Source organism: Agromyces soli (genome assembly GCF_022811605.1).
Taxonomy (GTDB): Bacteria; Actinomycetota; Actinomycetes; order Actinomycetales; family Microbacteriaceae; genus Agromyces; species Agromyces soli.
The window spans coordinates 533,656-549,803 of sequence record NZ_CP094533.1 but is presented as its reverse complement, the minus strand read 5'-3'; the positions used below and the strand labels follow the sequence as shown (position 1 = coordinate 549,803).

General features: G+C 71.5%; 14 protein-coding genes and 1 tRNA gene. 9 read left to right on the top strand and 6 right to left on the bottom strand.

Going from position 1 to position 16,148, the window contains the following annotated elements; genetic code table 11:
• Positions 1-238 precede the first annotated feature (238 nt).
• Positions 239-1,159 carry a non-homologous end joining protein Ku gene (ku, locus tag MTP13_RS02615; RefSeq protein ID WP_243569501.1) on the bottom strand — a complete coding sequence of 307 codons (921 nt, stop codon included), beginning with the start codon at positions 1,157-1,159 and terminating at the stop codon, positions 239-241.
• A gap of 90 nt (positions 1,160-1,249) precedes the next feature.
• Here ku and MTP13_RS02610 point away from each other — a divergent pair, with 90 nt between their 5' ends.
• Positions 1,250-3,766, top strand: a complete 2,517-nt coding sequence (locus MTP13_RS02610) for an ATP-dependent DNA ligase (protein WP_243569500.1) — start codon at positions 1,250-1,252, stop codon at positions 3,764-3,766.
• Positions 3,767-3,800: 34 nt separating this feature from the next.
• Here the strand turns inward: MTP13_RS02610 and MTP13_RS02605 are convergent, their stop codons facing one another.
• Complete coding sequence (locus MTP13_RS02605; RefSeq protein ID WP_243569499.1) at positions 3,801-4,067, bottom strand: DUF7218 family protein; 267 nt, start codon at positions 4,065-4,067, stop codon at positions 3,801-3,803.
• A gap of 114 nt (positions 4,068-4,181) precedes the next feature.
• On the opposite strand from MTP13_RS02605, the gene MTP13_RS02600 reads away from it, so the two are divergent.
• Both MTP13_RS02600 and MTP13_RS02595 read left to right on the top strand, forming a co-directional pair.
• Positions 4,182-4,580 (top strand): DUF7882 family protein, encoded by a 399-nt coding sequence (locus MTP13_RS02600; RefSeq protein ID WP_243569498.1) that lies wholly within the window; start codon positions 4,182-4,184, stop codon positions 4,578-4,580.
• Complete coding sequence (locus MTP13_RS02595; protein ID WP_243569497.1) at positions 4,577-4,834, top strand: hypothetical protein; 258 nt, start codon at positions 4,577-4,579, stop codon at positions 4,832-4,834. Before MTP13_RS02600 ends, MTP13_RS02595 begins: the two co-directional genes overlap by 4 nt.
• Positions 4,835-4,888: 54 nt before the next feature.
• On the opposite strand, the gene MTP13_RS02590 is transcribed toward MTP13_RS02595, so the two are convergent.
• Positions 4,889-5,212, bottom strand: coding sequence for a DUF7882 family protein (locus tag MTP13_RS02590; protein ID WP_189085430.1), 324 nt, complete (start codon positions 5,210-5,212; stop codon positions 4,889-4,891).
• A gap of 83 nt (positions 5,213-5,295) precedes the next feature.
• On the opposite strand from MTP13_RS02590, the gene MTP13_RS02585 reads away from it, so the two are divergent.
• The 6 genes from MTP13_RS02585 to MTP13_RS02560 all read left to right on the top strand — a co-directional run bounded on the left by MTP13_RS02585 (position 5,296) and on the right by MTP13_RS02560 (position 11,926).
• The gene (locus MTP13_RS02585) at positions 5,296-6,303 is read left to right on the top strand and encodes a LacI family DNA-binding transcriptional regulator (RefSeq protein WP_243569496.1); all 1,008 of its coding nucleotides are present in this window, start codon (positions 5,296-5,298) and stop codon (positions 6,301-6,303) included.
• A 282-nt stretch (positions 6,304-6,585) separates the two neighbouring features.
• Positions 6,586-8,271 (top strand): glycoside hydrolase family 13 protein, encoded by a 1,686-nt coding sequence (locus MTP13_RS02580; RefSeq protein ID WP_243570910.1) that lies wholly within the window; start codon positions 6,586-6,588, stop codon positions 8,269-8,271.
• A gap of 87 nt (positions 8,272-8,358) precedes the next feature.
• Positions 8,359-9,717: an ABC transporter substrate-binding protein gene (locus MTP13_RS02575; protein ID WP_243569495.1), complete on the top strand. Its 1,359-nt coding sequence runs from the start codon at positions 8,359-8,361 to the stop codon at positions 9,715-9,717.
• On the top strand, positions 9,714-10,709 hold the full coding sequence (locus MTP13_RS02570; RefSeq protein ID WP_243569494.1) for a carbohydrate ABC transporter permease: 996 nt from the start codon (positions 9,714-9,716) through the stop codon (positions 10,707-10,709). The genes MTP13_RS02575 and MTP13_RS02570 overlap by 4 nt, the downstream gene beginning before the upstream one ends.
• Before the next feature lie 38 nt (positions 10,710-10,747).
• Entirely contained in the window at positions 10,748-11,680 is a 933-nt protein-coding gene (locus MTP13_RS02565; protein ID WP_243570909.1) for a carbohydrate ABC transporter permease, read from the top strand.
• Between the two features lie 170 nt (positions 11,681-11,850).
• A tRNA-Arg gene (locus MTP13_RS02560) sits at positions 11,851-11,926 on the top strand.
• 40 nt (positions 11,927-11,966) lie between these two features.
• Here MTP13_RS02560 and MTP13_RS02555 read toward each other — a convergent pair.
• The 3 genes from MTP13_RS02555 to MTP13_RS02545 all read right to left on the bottom strand — a co-directional run bounded on the left by MTP13_RS02555 (position 11,967) and on the right by MTP13_RS02545 (position 16,090).
• On the bottom strand, positions 11,967-12,785 hold the full coding sequence (locus MTP13_RS02555) for a hypothetical protein (protein ID WP_243569493.1): 819 nt from the start codon (positions 12,783-12,785) through the stop codon (positions 11,967-11,969).
• A 481-nt stretch (positions 12,786-13,266) separates the two neighbouring features.
• Positions 13,267-15,828, bottom strand: a complete 2,562-nt coding sequence (locus MTP13_RS02550; protein WP_243569492.1) for a helix-turn-helix transcriptional regulator — start codon at positions 15,826-15,828, stop codon at positions 13,267-13,269.
• A gap of 91 nt (positions 15,829-15,919) precedes the next feature.
• On the bottom strand, positions 15,920-16,090 hold the full coding sequence (locus MTP13_RS02545) for a hypothetical protein (RefSeq protein ID WP_243569491.1): 171 nt from the start codon (positions 16,088-16,090) through the stop codon (positions 15,920-15,922).
• Positions 16,091-16,148 lie beyond the last annotated feature (58 nt).

Sequence of the window (16,148 nt, the reverse complement as noted above, 5' to 3'; positions counted from 1 at the left end):
TCGGAGTCCACGTGTGGCACGTCTCACTTGTGATCGATCGTGCTCTCTAGCCTTCTTGGGGATCCGAGGCGGAGCAAGTCATCCGTTCGCCCGACATCTGGACGTTCTGTTCAATAGTGAACGTTCTGGTCGCAGGATTCCGGGACTTCGGCGAGGGCTGTTGGGGTGAGAAGACCGACGTACGTGTGGTGGCAGCGGTGCTGGTGAGACCGCGTCCACGCCGTCACGGGTAGTCCGCTTAGGAGGCCGCCTTCTTCTTGGCGGGAGCCTTCGCGGCGGCCTTCTTCGTGGCGGGCTTCTTCGCCGTCCCCTTCTTCGGCGCGGCATCCCCTTCGGCCTCGCCATCCGCGTCGTCCGAGGCATCCGCCTCGCCGCCGCCCCGCTTGGCGGAGATCGAGCGGCGCAGCGCCTCCATCAGGTCGATGACCTCGGCGCCCTCCTCCTCGGGCTCCTCGCCGAAGGTGGCCGCCGTGTCGAGGGCGTCGCCCTGCTCGAGCTTCGCCTCGATGAGGGTGCGCAGCTCCTGCTGGTACTCGTCGACGTACTGCGTCGGATCGAAGTCGGCGACGAGGCTCTCGACGAGCTGCTTCGAGAGCGCGAGCTCCTTGTCGTTGATCCTCACCTTCTCGTCGAGCGCGGGGAACGCGGCCTCGCGCACCTCGTCCGCCCAGAGCAGGGTCTGCACGACGAGCACGTCGTCGTGCACGCGGAGCGCCGCGAGCCGCGTCTTCTGCCGCAGCGCGAGGCGCACGATCGCGGTGCGGTCGGTGGACTCCAGGGTCTCGCGCAGCAGCACGTACGCCTTGCTCGACGCCGAGTCGGGCTCGAGGTAGTACGAGCGGTCGAACATGATCGGATCGATCTGCTCGCTCGGCACGAACTCGACGACCTCGATCTCGCGGCTGCGCTCGGCGGGCAGCGCCTTGAGGTCGGCGTCGGTGATCACGACGGTGCGCTCGCCGTCGTCGTACGCCTTGTCGATGTCCTGGTAGGCGACGACCTTGCCGCAGACCTCGCACTTGCGCTGGTACCTGATGCGGCCGCCGTCCTCGTCGTGCACCTGGTGCAGGCTCACGTCGTGGTCCTCGGTCGCGCTGTACAGCTTCACGGGCACGTTCACGAGGCCGAACGTGACCGCCCCTTTCCAGACGGCTCGCATACCCCCAGTGAACACCCCGGGATGCCGCACCGGAACCCCCTTGCGCGCAAGCCCTCGCCTCCCCGGTGCGCGAACGGGCAGGATGGGGGCATGGCGGATGCGGAGCGCCAGCTCGTCGAGGTCGACGGTCGACGGCTGCGGCTGACGAACCTCGACAAGGTCATGTACCCCGAGACGGGCACGACGAAGGGCGAGGTGATCTCGTACTACGCCGAGATCGCCGCCGTCATGGTGCCGCACGTCGCCGGGCGGCCGGTCACCCGCAAGCGCTGGGTGCACGGCGTCGGCACCGCCGAGCACCCGGAAACGCCGTTCTTCGAGAAGAACCTCGCCGAGCACGCGCCGGAGTGGCTGCGCCGCGGGGTCATCCAGCACTCCGACGGACCCAAGACGTACCCGATCGCGGGCGACCGGGCGAGCCTCGTCTGGATGGCGCAGCAGGCCGCGCTCGAGCTGCACGTGCCGCAGTGGCGCTTCGCGCCGGACGGCTCCGCCGCGAACCCCGACCGGATGGTCTTCGACTTCGACCCGGGGGAGGGCGTCGGCCTCGCCGAGTGCGCGGAGGTGGCCCGGCTCGTGCGCGACGTCATCGGCGGCATGGGCCTCGAGGCGGTGCCCGTCACGAGCGGCAGCAAGGGTCTGCACCTCTACGCGGGGCTCGACGGCTCGCAGAGCTCCGAGCAGGTGTCGGACGTCGCCCACGAGCTGGCGCGCGCCCTCGAGGCCGACCACCCCGAGCTCATCGTGTCGAGCATGCGCAAGGCGCTGCGCACGGGCAAGGTGCTCATCGACTGGAGCCAGAACAACGGCAAGAAGACGACGATCGCGCCGTACTCCCTGCGCGGGCGGCTGCGCCCCTCCGTCGCGGCACCGCGGGAGTGGGCCGAGCTCGACGAGCCGGGCTTCGCCCAGCTGGAGTTCCACGAGGTGCTCGCCCGGGTCGCCGCGGGCGGCGATCCGATGGCGCGCCTGGGGCGCGCGGCGTCGCCCGGCGTCGACGCGCTCGACGCGTACCGCGCCAAGCGCACGGTCGGCGCGACGCCCGAGCCGATCCCGGCGGCGCACGAGCGCATCGAGACGGCGGGTGCGGATGCCTCGGGCGCGACGGATGCCTCGGGCCGCCGATTCACGATCCAGGAGCACCACGCCCGGCGGCTGCACTTCGACCTGCGGCTCGAGCGCGATGGGGTGCTGCGGAGCTGGGCGGTGCCGAAGGGCGTGCCGGAGACGACCGGCGTGAACCACCTCGCCGTGCAGACCGAGGACCATCCGCTCGAGTACCTCGACTTCGAGGGCACCATCCCCGCCGGCGAGTACGGCGCGGGCACCATGACGGTGTGGGACACCGGCGAGTACGAGGTCGAGAAGTGGCGCGACGACGAGCTCATCTTCACCCTCGAGGGGCGCGTCGGCGGTCCGCTCGGGCGGGTGCGGCTCGCCCTCATCCGAACCGACGGGGACGGCGAGAAGAGCAGCTGGCTGCTGCACCGCATGAAGGAGCAGCGCGCCGGGCAGCGGCACGCGGCGCCGGCCGCCGCGCCGGAGGCATCCGCCATCCCCGCTCCGGCCGAGGCATCCGCGTCCCCGCTCGCCCCGGCGCAGCCGGCCGCCGCGCCCGCACCGCGCACGGCCGCGGCCCGGCCGCCGCGCATCCCGTACGCGCCCATGCTCGCCGTCGCGGGGGCGCCCGGCCTCGCGGGCGAGGACCGTGCGCTCGAGTGGAAGTGGGACGGCATCCGCGTGCTCGCCCGCGTCGAGGACGGCGCGACCCGCCTCGCGAGCCGCACGGGGCGGGACGTCACCGACGTCTACCCCGAGCTCGGCGGGCTCGCCTCAGCGCTGCGGGCCGACGCCGTCGTCGACGGCGAGATCGTCGCGCTCGACGAGGACGGCCGCCCCGACTTCGGTCTGCTGCAGCACCGGATGAACCTCGCCGACCCGCGCGAGATCGCGAAGACGGCACCGCGCATCCCGGTGCGGCTGCTGCTCTTCGACGTGCTCGAGCTCGCCGGTTCGCCGACGGTCGACGAGCCGTATCTGCGCCGGCGCGAACGGCTGGAGCGGCTGCTGCGGCCGGGCACCGGCGTGCCGGTCGAGGTGCCGGCCCCCGCGGAGGGCTCGGTCGAGACCGCGCTCGCCGAGGCCGAACGGCTCGGCCTCGAAGGGATCATGGCGAAGCGGCGGGACTCGCCGTACCGGGCCGGGGAGCGCAGCGACGACTGGCTGAAGCTGAAGCTCGCGCGCACGCAGGAGGTGGTGATCGGCGGCTACCGGCGCGGCGTCGGCACGCGCACCGGGCGGATCCGCTCACTGCTGCTCGGGCTGCCCGGCGAACGGGGGCTCGAGTACGTCGGCCGGGTCGGCAGCGGCTTCCGCGAGCGCGAGCTCGACCGGCTGCTCGCCCGCTTCCGCGAGCTGGAGCGCGAGACCTCGCCCTTCGTCGAAGTGCCGGCCGCGGACGCCGCCGACGCGGTGTGGCTCGCGCCCGAACTCGTCGGCGAGATCGAATTCGGCTCGTGGACCCGCACGGGGGTCGTGCGGCACGCGCGCTGGCGCGGCCTCCGGCCCGACCTCGACCCGGCCGGCGTGCGTCGGGAGGGCGGGTGAGCCGCGGCCTGCGGCGGTGGCTGCGCGCTCGGCCTCAGTGGTTCCGCAGCGCCGAGATGAGCTCGGACTTGCGCTTGCCGCTGTAGCCCGAGAGGCCCAGTTCCTTCGCGCGCTTCTTCAGCTCGGGAACCGTCCAGTCCTCGTAGTCGCCGTGCGATCCGCCCTTGCGGCCGATGGCGCTGCGACCCTGCTTCGCCGCCGCGTTCGAGACGCGCGCGGCCTTCTCCTTGGAGGCGCCGTCGTCGCGGAGCTTCTCGTACAGCTCGGGGTCCTTCAGTGAGGCGTTCCGTCGTCCGGGCATGGCGTGCTCCTTTCCTCGGTCCGTTCGACGCTAGGCCGCGCTGCGGCGGCGCGGCAGGGGGTTGACAGTCCAGGCGTCTCGCGGCTGCGCCCCGGTGGGCGTAGCATCGGCCGCATGGGCACGCTGTACTACGGCGACTCCGGTACCCCGATCGGCATCGAGGATCGCGCACTCACCCACCTGAAGGTGGCGATCACGACGAAGCTGCGTCGCAACGAGAGCTTCACCTTCTCCTGGCGGCACACCGACGAGCAGCCGCGCGGGCGCAGCACCCTGTGGATGCATCCGTCCATCCCGCTGCGCTTCGTCTTCGACGAGCCCGAGCGTCCCGATCTCAGCATGCGCTGGATCGAAGAGCTGATGCGCTCGGCCAACAGCACCGGCGGGATCGAACTCGTACCCGAGTACCTCGACACCGGGCCGATCCCGACCGACCCCGACCAGCCGGTGCGGGTCGGCGTCGACGTGCAGGAGATCGAGCACAGCGACGACGAGGAGGAGGCGCCGAAATGAGCGAGCGCGACGAGGAGCTCCGGCAGGCCGACGAGACCGTGGCGCGGATCGAGATCGAACGCTGGTGGCCGCACCTCTCGATCGAGGCGAAGCACCGGGTGCTCCGCGACCTCGAGGCCGAGCTCGACGAGGAGGCGATCGCCGAGATCGTCGTCATCGCGGCGCGCAGCGGGCGTCCCGATGCGGAACCTCCCGTGCGGCTCGAGGCGCACGAGCGCGACTACGTGCGCACCCAGATCGAAGCCGTCGACTGAGCGGAGTCCCCGCGATTCGGCGGGGGAGCGGCTCGGACGCGGCCGGCCCGGAGGCTATTCGGCGTCGAACGGCTCGGTCTCGTCGGGTTCCAGCACGTGCTGCAGGCCGCCCGCGCTGTTCGCCGAGAGCAGCAGCTGCTCGACCCAGAGCCGGTTGAGCTTCGGCGGACGGTTGCCGCTGAACACGAACTGCACCGGGATGGATTCGTTCAGCCAGACCGTCGTGCGCCCCGATCCGCGGTCGACGCCGTGCTCCCAGGTGAACGCGAACGACTCGGAGCGTCGCAGCTTGTTCAGGATGGCGACCCGCAGGTGGGCGAGCGTCCGGTCGTCGATGTCGAACTCGCGCAGCGAGGCGCCGTAGACCAGTTTGCCCATGCGCCAAGCCTACGCGGGCCGGTGGTTCCCGCCCAGGCGCGGTTCGTCGAGTTCTTGCGCGGTCTTCGCATACCATTGCTCGCATGTCGAGACGACTGGCGGATGTCGCACGCAAGGTCGGCGTGAGCGAGGCCACGGTGAGCCGGGTGCTGAACGGCAAGCCCGGGGTGTCCGCTTCCACCCGGGACGCCGTCCTCACCGCGCTCGACGTGCTGGGCTACGAACGGCCGACGAAGCTCCGCGGCGAACGGGCCCGCCTTGTCGGGCTGGTCATGCCCGAGCTGCAGAACCCGATCTTCCCCGCGCTCGCCGAGTCGATCGGCGGCGGCCTCGCGCAGAACGGCTTCACCCCCGTGCTCTGCATCCAGAGCGCGGGCGGCGTGTCCGAGTCGGACTACGTCGAGCTGCTGCTGCACCAGCAGGTCTCGGGGGTCGTCTTCGCCGGCGGCGCGTACTCGCAGGGCGACGCCTCGCACGAGCACTACGAGCGACTCGTCGAGCTGAAGCTGCCCACGGTGCTGCTGAACGCCCCGGTCGACGGCCTCGGCTTCGCGACCGTGTCGTGCGACGACGCCATGTCGATCGAGCAGGGCTACGGGCACCTCGTGCAGCTCGGGCACCGCCGCATCGGCATCCTGCTCGGGCCGCGCGACCACGTGCCGTCCAGGCGCAAGCTGGCCGCGGCCAGGCGGATGGCGGAGCGGCACGGCCTCGCCCTCGACGACGAACTCGTGGTGCATTCGCTGTACTCGCTCGAGTCGGGGCAGGCGGCCGCTGCGAAGCTGCTGCGGGCGGGGGTCACGGCGATCGTCTGCGCGAGCGACCCGATGGCGCTCGGCGCGGTGCGCGCCGTGCGGCGGGCGGGCTTGCGCGTGCCGGAGGACGTGTCGGTGATCGGCTACGACGACTCCGCCCTGATGAACTGCACCGAGCCGCCGCTCACGACCGTGCGCCAGCCGATCGAGGCGATGGGCAAGATGGTCATCGAGCTGCTGCTGCGGCAGATGACGAGCGAGCGCGCCATCGGCGACGAGGTGCTGTTCGCGCCCGAGCTCGTCGTCCGCGGCTCGACGGGCCCCGCCCCCGCCTGATTCAGGGTTGCCCGACTTTCATGAAAGTCGGGCAACCCTGCGCGACCCCCCTCTCGACTTGCCCGACTTTCATGAAAGTCGGGCAAGTCGGGTGCTGGGTCGGGTGGCAGCCGCTTGCGCGGGTGGCGCAAGCGGCTGACGCAATTTCACGCAAGTCGTCGGAACATTTTGTCGATTTGTTGAATAGTTGCATCATCCTGTTGCTCTCATTACGTTGACCGGCAAGACGCCGTCGTCAGACGCGACGGCGCGCCGAACGACGAGGAGCACCACCGCGTGACCATGCCACTCACCGCCGCCACCACCGGCTCGGCCGCCCCCGCCGCCGACGCCGACTGGTGGCGCAGCGCCGTCATCTACCAGGTGTACGTGCGCAGCTTCGCCGACTCGAACGGCGACGGTGTCGGCGACCTGCAGGGGGTGCGCAGCCGGCTCGACTACCTCGCCGAGCTCGGCGTCGACGCGCTCTGGTTCACCCCCTGGTACCCCTCGCCCCTCGCCGACGGCGGCTACGACGTCGCCGACTACCGCGACATCCACCCCGCCTTCGGCACGCTCGCCGACGCCGAGCAGCTCATCGAGGACGCGGCGGCGCGAGGCATCCGCACCATCATCGACATCGTCCCGAACCACGTCTCGCACGAGCACCCCTGGTTCCAGGAGGCCATCGCCGCCGGGCCGGGCAGCCCCGAGCGCGAGCGGTTCTGGTTCCGTCCCGGCCGCGGGCCGGCCGGTGCGGAGAAGCCCAACGACTGGGTATCGGAGTTCACCGGCGAGCCGTGGACGCGCACCACCAACCCCGACGGCACCCCGGGCGACTGGTACCTGCACCTCTTCACCCCCGAGCAGCCCGACCTCAACTGGAACCACCCCGACGTGCGGCGCGAGCACGAGGAGATCCTGCGGTTCTGGTTCGACCGCGGCGTCGCCGGCGTGCGCATCGATTCCGCCGCGCAGCTCATGAAGCACCCGGAGCTGCCCGACTACCCCGCCGAACCCGGGCCGGGCGAGCACCCCCACATCGACCGCGACGAGCTGCACGAGCTCTACCGCTCCTGGCGGCGGATCGCCGAGAGCTACGACGACCCCCGCGTGCTCGTCGGCGAGATCTGGCTGCCCGACGCGCAGCGCTTCTCGGCGTACCTCCGCCCCGACGAGATGCACACGGCGTTCAACTTCGACTTCATGACCCGCCCGTGGGACGCGGCCGAATTGCGCGCGTCGATCGAGCTGATGCTGCGCGTGCACGCCCCGGTCGGCGCCCCGAGCACCTGGGTGCTGTCGAACCACGACGTGACGAGGCCCGTCACGCGCTACGGCCGTGAGGACTCCAGCTTCGCGTTCCGCAAGAAGCGCTTCGGCACTCCGAGCGACCGCGAGCTCGGCACCCGCCGCGCCCGCGCCGCCGCCCTGCTCACGGCCGCCCTGCCCGGCTCCCTCTACCTGTACCAGGGCGACGAGCTCGGCCTGCCCGAGGCGGACCTGCCCGTCGCCGTGCTGCAGGACCCCATGCACTTCCGCTCCGGCGGTATCGACCCCGGCCGCGACGGCTGCCGGGTGCCGCTGCCCTGGCGCGGGCTCGCCGAGCCGTTCGGCTTCAGCCCGGCGAGCGCCACGGCGGGCCCCTGGCTGCCCCAGCCGGCCGACTGGTCCGGCCTCACCGTCGAAGCGCAGGAGGCGGACCCGGCCTCCATGCTCGCGCTGTACCGGCGGGCCCTCGGCATCCGTCGCGCGGAGCCCGCGCTGCACCGCAGCGCGCTCGAGTGGGCCGACGCAGGTCCCGAAGCGATCGCCTTCCGCCGCGGCGACGGATTCCTCAGCATCACGAACCTCGGCCCGGCTCCCATCGAGCTGCCGCCGCACGAGTCGATCCTCCTCGCGAGCGCCCCGCTCGACGGGGGCCGGCTCGCCGCCGACGCCACCGCCTGGCTGCGCACCGCGCCGCCGGCCGGGGCGACGGCGCCCTGACCCGCACCATCCGCCTGCACCACCACGCACCATCCGCACCACGCACCATCCGCACCCCTCCGCATCACAGCACCGAAAGGACCGACAATGAAGTCATCACGCACCGTCGCAGCCGGCATCGCCGCGCTCGCCATGGTCGGCGCGCTCGCCGCCTGCTCCTCCGGGGGCAGCGACGGCGACGGCAAGCTCGAGCTCCGCGTCGCCACCTTCCCGCCCGGCGCCGACCAGGCGGCCTACGACGCCTTCGCCGAGCAGGAGAAGCAGTTCGAGAAGGAGCACCCCGACATCGACATCGTCGGCGTCGAGTACGAGTGGACCGCTCCGACCTTCGCGGCCCAGCTGGCGGGCGGCAGCCTGCCGGACGTGTTCACCGTGCCCTTCACCGACTCCAAGACGCTGCTCGAGAACGGCCAGCTCATGGACCTCACGAAGGAGATCGACGAGCTCGGTTACACCGACAAGTTCAACCCGATCCTCCTCGAGGAGGTCACCGGCAGCGACGGCAAGATCTACGGCTTCCCGCGCCAGGCCTACGCCAACGGCCTGCAGTACAACCGGGACCTGTTCGAGCAGGCCGGCCTCGACCCCGACCAGCCGCCGACCACCTGGGACGAGGTGCGCGCCGCGGCGAAGACGATCGCCGAGAAGACCGGCAAGGCCGGCTACGCGACGATGACGAGCAACGGCACCGGCGGCTGGCAGCTGTCGGCGCAGGCCGACTCGCGCGGCGCCCAGCTGCAGACCGCGAACGACGACGGCACCTTCACCTCGACGATCAACAACCCGGCCACGAAGGCGACGCTGCAGTACCTGCACGACCTGCGCTGGGAAGACAACTCGATGGGTGCGAACTTCGACCTCGACTGGGGCAGCATCAACCAGGAGTTCGCGGCCGGCAACATCGGCATGTACACGAGCGGCTCCGACGTCTACACGGCCCTCGTGCGCGACTACGGCATGGACTCCGGCAAGTACGGCCTCACCGTCATCCCGGTCGAGGACGGCGGCGGCGTGCTCGGCGGCGGCGACATCGCGGTCGTGGCGCCCACGATCGACGACGACACCAAGAAGGCCGCGGTCACCTGGATCGACTGGTACTACATGCAGAAGCTGATGAACCAGGATGCCGCGGTCGCCGACGCGAAGGCGCTGGCCGCGAGCGACCAGGCCGTCGGCACCCCCGTACTGCCGGTGCTCGACCAGGACACGTACCTCGAGTCGCGCGAGTGGATCAAGGACTACATCAACGTTCCGCTCGACCAGATGACCGGCTTCACCGAGGGCATCTTCGACCAGAGCCCGGTCGGCGAGTTCAAGGGCCAGACCCAGCCGATCTACGCCCTGATGGACAACGTCGTGCAGGCGGTCCTCACGGACCGGAACGCCGACATCGACGCGCTGCTCGTGCAGCTCGACACCGACGCGCAGGCGCTGCTCGACCAGTGAGCACCACCGCGATCGATCAGACGGATGCCCCGGCCGAGGCCGGCGCGGGGCATCCGTCGCCCGAGGCGGCGGCGCGCACCCCATCGCGCCGCCGCCGTCGCACCCCGCTCACCTGGCTGCGCGGGGGAGGCCTGTGGAACCTCGCCTTCCTCGCGCCCATGCTCATCGTGTTCGGGGTCTTCAGCTGGTGGCCGATCGCCCGTTCGGTGATCATGAGCTTCCAGAAGACGAACCTGATCAGCGACCCGGTCTGGGTCGGCCTCGACAACTTCGCCCGCGTGCTCGCCGACCCGAACCTCGGCACCGCGGTCGCGAACACCCTGTACTTCGCGGGCCTCGCCCTGCTCTTCGGCTTCCCGCTGCCGATCATCATGGCCGTGCTGATGAGCGAGGTGCGCCGCGGCAAGGGCCTCTACAGCGCACTCGCCTACCTCCCGGTCGTCGTGCCGCCCGTCGTCGCCGTGCTGCTGTGGAAGGTCTTCTACAACGCGAGCCCCGACGGCGTGTTCAACACGATCCTCGGCTGGGCCGGCATCCCGCCGCAGCCCTGGCTGCAATCGCCGGCGACCGCGATGCCCTCGCTCGTCATCGAGGCGACCTGGGCGGCGGCCGGCGGCTCGATCATCATCTACCTCGCCGCGCTCATCGCGGTGCCGCCGGAGCTCTACGACGCGGCCGAGGTCGACGGCGCCGGCATCTGGCGCAAGATCTGGCACGTCACGCTGCCGCAGCTGCGCGGCATCCTCTTCATCATGCTGATCCTGCAGGTGATCGGCACCGCGCAGGTGTTCCTCGAGCCGTACCTGTTCACGGGCGGCGGACCGAACAACGCGACCCTGACGGTGCTGCTGCTCATCTACCGCTACGCCTTCCAGAACAGTCTCGGCGGCGCCTACGGCGAGGCCACGGCGCTCAGCCTGATGCTCGCCGTGTTCCTCGGACTGCTCAGTTGGCTGTACTTCAAGCTCACCGACCGCTGGAGCACGAATTGACCGCGCCCGCCCCCTCCTCGGCCCAGCCCTCCACGGCCCTGCGGCAGAAGCTCGCCGGACTCGGCACGCGGCGTCGCGACGCATCGGACGCCGGCGGCGACCGCGGCATCCTGAGCGGGCACGACCGGCGCAAGCGGGGCGTGCGCGTCTCGATGGCCGGCGTGCACGTCGTGCTCTTCGTCGGGCTCGTCGTCGCCGGCCTCGGCCCGCTGCTCTGGCTCGCCAAGGCGGCGGTCACGCCGACGCAGGACACCCTGAGCCATCCCTTCGAGCTCTGGCCGAACGGGATCGACTGGGCGAACCTCGAGACCGCGTGGAACGACATCCACATCGACCAGTACTTCCTGAACACGATCTGGGTCGCCGCCGGCTCCTGGTTCTTCCAGCTGCTGATCGCGACGACCGCGGGCTACGCGCTCTCGGTGCTGCGGCCGAAGTACGCGCCGATCCTGAACGGGCTCGTGCTGGCGACCCTGTTCGTGCCCGCCGTGGTGCTGCTCGTGCCGCTGTACCTCACGGTGCTGCATCCGCCGCTCATCGACACCTCGCTGCTGAACACCTACTGGGCGGTCTGGCTGCCGGCCGCGGCGAACGCGTTCAACATCCTGCTCGTCAAGCGCTTCTTCGACGGGCTGCCGCGCGAGGTGTTCGAGGCGGCGCGCACCGACGGAGCGGGGCCGTTCCGGGTGTTCTGGTCGATCGTGCTGCCCATGTCGAAGCCGATCCTCGGCGTCGTCTCGGTGTTCGCCGTGATCGCCGCGTGGAAGGACTTCCTCTGGCCGCTGCTCGTGCTGCCGGACCCCGCCGTGCAGCCGCTGTCGGTGCGCCTGCCCGCGGTGCAGTCGCAGACGGAGCTCGACGTGTTCCTCGCGGCGCTCGCGATCTCGACGCTCATCCCGATCGTGCTGTTCCTCGTGTTCCAGCGGCTCTTCCTGAGCGGCGCTGGGCTCGGCGGCGCGGTCAAGGGCTAGGCCCAGCCCTCGAGTTGCCCGACTTTCATGAAAGTCGGGCAACCCGGGTGGATGGGTTGCTCGGGAGCGGCGGATGGGCAGGGCGCGGCGCTCGATTCGCAATCGCGTCGGCCGTGGGATAGAGTGACGTGGTTGCCTGATCGCAGAGCCTGCGCCAGGCGGCATCTGATGCGCCCGTAGCTCAATGGATAGAGCATCTGACTACGGATCAGAAGGTTGGGGGTTCGAGTCCCTCCGGGCGCACCACGGAAGCGGCCCCGTCGGAAGACGGGGCCGCTTCGTCGTTCTACGCCTCCGGGTCGACCCAGGCCGCCTCGGCCGCCCGACGGTTCCGCGCACGCGTCCACCCGGCCATCGCCAGGCTGACGACGGTCACCAGGACGAATCCGCCGAGCAGCCACGGGGCGGCGGCGTCGAGCCCCTTCCCGACGGGCGAGGCGTACCAGCCGAGCGGCAGGGGCAGGTTCGTGCGGCCCTGCTCGTGCGCGGCGGCGAGGTCGAACTGCACGTCCCAGGCCGGGGCCTCCGCCTCGGCGCCGGATTCGTCGCGGACGGTCCAGTTGTAGGCGGGGAACAGGCGCGAGGCGGCGGAGTCGTCGACCTCGAGCACGACCCCGGAGGTGCCCATGGCCGCACTGCGGTCGCCGAACGCGCCGGGCTCCTCGGGGAGCACCGCGCCCTCGCCGTCGTCGATCAGCACGTACGAGCCGATGGGATCGAAGAAGTCGCGGAGCTCACCGGTCTCGTCGAGGCCCTGACCGCGAAGCTGCCGCGACTCGGGCGGCGCCTCGCCCGCCATGAGCATGCCGGTGTCGGGGTCGACGGGCAGCTCCGCGGGGACGTGGGGGGTCCCGTCGATCACGTCGATCTCGAACATCTGCGGGTCGACGCGCGGCTGGACGTCGTTGATCAGCCGGAGCTCCGCGGAGGCCCCGGACGCGTCGGTGACGTGGAGGACCTCCGGGGCGTCGACCCGGATGTTCGCCGGGAGGCGCGGCATGCCCACGCCCGCGGTCATCAGGCCGGCGACGACGGCCAGCAGCGCGCTGGCGCCGGCGGCCGCCAGCCACCATCGGACGGGGGATGTGCTCGCGTGCTGGGTCATGGCTTCTGCGTCGCGCCTCTCGTTCTTCGTCCTCCCATCCTCGCGCCTTGGAGCCCGATCCGGGGCTCGTCGTCCGCAAATCGGGTACGCCGCCCGACGGTCCGCGCCTCGGAGTCGCCTTCGTCCCGGTACTGCTCCGGTGTCCGAGGCCACGCAAACGACGCCCGAGCGTCCGAGACGTCGTCGCCCCCGAACTAGCGTGGTGCTGCGCGGAACCGGTCGGGCCGGTTCCCCGCCGTCGCGCATCGTCGCGGCGCGAGACGGCCTCGGGTCCGTCGTCCGCCGATCGGGTCCACCGGGCGGGCTGCGCGTCGGCTTCGGCGGCGCGCTCCGCGTCCGCCGCGGACCGATCGGGTCGGTCTGCGGCGGACGCGGCTCTCATCTGCGCCTGGGCAGGGGCACGATCCGGTCGGGCTGAGTACCCGGCCTCGGGGCGGGGCCCACGCGGCGAGCGGTCGGGCGCTACGCCCCGTGGACGCCTTCAGCGGAGCAGATCCGCTCGCTCGAGGTAGTCGCGGAGGTGGCTGCGCCGTTCGGCACCGGTCTTGCGCATGACTCGGTGCAGATGGCTCTCCACCGTGCGCACGGACAGCACGAGCTCGTCCGCGATCTGCTGATTGCTCAGCCCGGACGCCGCCAGCCGGGCGATCTCGCGCTCACGTTCGGTGAGCTCGACGAAGAGGGCGCGGAACCGGGTCGCGTCGTAGCTGCCGGGGACGAGCGACTTGCGGAGCTGTTCGTGGCGCGCCGTCAGCTCTGCGGCGGCCTCCGCCTCGCCGTTCGCGCGGTGCAGCGTCGCCGCCCGGGCCATGGCTGCGAGCGCGAGCCCGAACCGTCCCTCTCGCTCGAACACGGCGCCCGCCTCCGCGAGCTTCACCGGGTCCTGCGCGACGAGCGCCGTGAGATAGCGGAGCTGATCGCCGACGAGCCCGCCCTCGACTGCGCTGATCCGCTCGCGAACCTCGGCCAGTCGCTCGACGCTCGGCTCGAGCTCGACGACGGTGGTCAGCGCCATCGCGGCGGCCAGACGCGCCCCGCGCGCCCAGAGCTGGTTCGCGCTCTCGAGCGTGAGCTCGGCAGCGCGCGCCTGGTCGCCGCTGCTGGCGGCGGTCTGCATCCGCGCCCAGCCGCGCGCCTGGCTGGGGAGGGGGCCGTCGGCCAGCGGGATGCGCTCGAACTCCGCGTTGCGCGCCTCGGCCAGCTTCCGCTGACCGCGCCGCGAGGCGACGACGCTCGACATGATCGTGAGCGAGAGATGGGCGAAGGGCGGCCGGCCGAGCGGCTCGCCGAGGATCGAGACGACCTCCAGCAGGTCCTCCGCATCCCCGTAGCGGCCGTCGATCACCGCGCAGAATACGGCGACCGCGCCGAAGCCGCGCATCCCGAGCGGGTCGAACCGCGCGCGCGACTCGTCGAGGGAGCGGATGGCGTGCCGCGCTGCCGTGGAGGTGTCGCCGCGGGCGATGAGGTTGCTGAGCGCGACCACTGAGGTGCGCAGGTCCAGGACCGGGCCGTTCAGTACCCTGATGGCGGCGAGGTGCCGGTCCGAGTCGTCGAGCCGCCCGTGACAGGTCGCGACGTAGGCGAGTGCGCGATGCACGGCGACCGCGACCTCGCCGGGCAGCTCGGGGTGGAACGGGTCGGGCAGCACCGAGAGGTCGGGGTCGCCGAGCTGGTCGATCTCGAGTTCGACGGCGCGCGCGAGGAGGAACGGCCCGTACTCGGGCAGCTCGCCCGCGGTCGCGCGGAGCCGTTCCAGCGCCCGCTCGGGCTGATGCCGGGTGTACGCCAGATCGTCGGCTTCGGCCGCGCACCAGCGCGCGTGCGCCTCCTCCGACCCGGCGAACGATGGCCGAGCCTGCAGCAGCGCGTCGATCTCGGCGGGCATACTCGGTGCCTCGAGCAGCGTCTCCAGATAGTTGACCGCCGCTTCGGGCGTCTGCGCCTGCGCCCACTCGTTGCGCGCCACGAGCGTGCGGGTGCGCTGCTGCTCGTGCACGAGCCGGATGAACTGCGCGCTGTGGTCGTCGTCGAACGCCGTGATCGGCGCGTCGCCGAAGCGCAGGGTGTTCTCGGGGTCGAGGGTCTCCTCGATCGCGCGGGAGAGGCGCAACCGGCGGGCCGGCCGGGGAGTGTGCCGGAAGTACTCGACGAGGAGCGGCGGTTGCACGTTGATGAGCAGCCGGGAGCCGGAAGAGAGCAGCTCGACGAGCCCGAGCTGCTCGAGCGCCTCGAGGTGCGCGGCCGAGGAGAGGTGCGCGATGCTGGCCGCATCCACGACGCCGAGCATCGACAGCATTTCGAGCAGATCGAGCTGCGCCGGCTCCAACCCTTCCAGCTGCACCTCGACGAGGGTCGAGAGCGACGGCGACCAGAGGTCGTGCGTCGCGACCCAGACGCCGTCGCGGGCTTCGAGCGCGCCCTCGCGGGACGCCGCGTCGACGAGCGCGAACGCGAGTCCGACGTTGCCCCCCGACTTCGCGTAGACGCGGGACAGGGTCGCTGCATCGACGGGCGCGCCTAGGCGCTCGGAGATCGCCAGCTCGAGCTCGTCGTAGCGCAGCTGGGGGAGTTCGAGGGTGAAGCTCGTCTCGATCGTGGAGGAGCGGATGCCGGTGGGTGAGTGCCGGGCGTCCCGTCCCTGCAGCCGGATGATGACCACAGGGAGGCGTCGTCGTCGTTGCACGGCGCAGATGATGCCCCAGCTCACCTCGTCGAGGTCGTCCCAGTCGTCGACGATGAGCAGCGAGTCGTTCGCCTGCAGCCGCTCGGACAGTTCTTGCACGACCGCTGGGATGGCGGACGGGCGGCTGTCCTTCGCCGCCTCGACGCCCGCGAGAGCGAGCGCCATCATCGGGAAGCCGCGAAGGGAGGCGACCGCGCGCACGTCGATGACGCGCCAGGAGCGATTCGCGAAGTGGTTCCGCAGCCGCTCCGCGAACCTCGTCCGACCGCTGCCGCGCGCGCCGACGATGTCGACGCACGCCCCCTGCGTGATCATCTCGACGGCTTGCGCGAACAGCTGATCGCGGGTGCTCACCATCGACTCCCCTCCGTCCGGGAAGCGTCCCCCCGGAGCGCCGTGCCTGCATCGTACGGCGGGGGCAGCTCGGCGGGGAAGAGGCGTCGGCAAGTCATCGGGTGCGGCTTCGGGCGAGCGCGCGGCGGCGATCGCGGGCACGGCACCACTCCGCGTAGTCGTGGTCGCGGCCGATCGGGCAGTCGCAGCGCAGCAGGATCGCCTCACCGGTCTTCGGGTCGACGAAGGTCTCTACGTGGGGGAGCACGAAGGGGGGTCGGGGCATGCCGCACAGTCTCCGTCGTGCGGACGCGGGGAACCCGCCGTTCGGCCGAGGCTCCGGA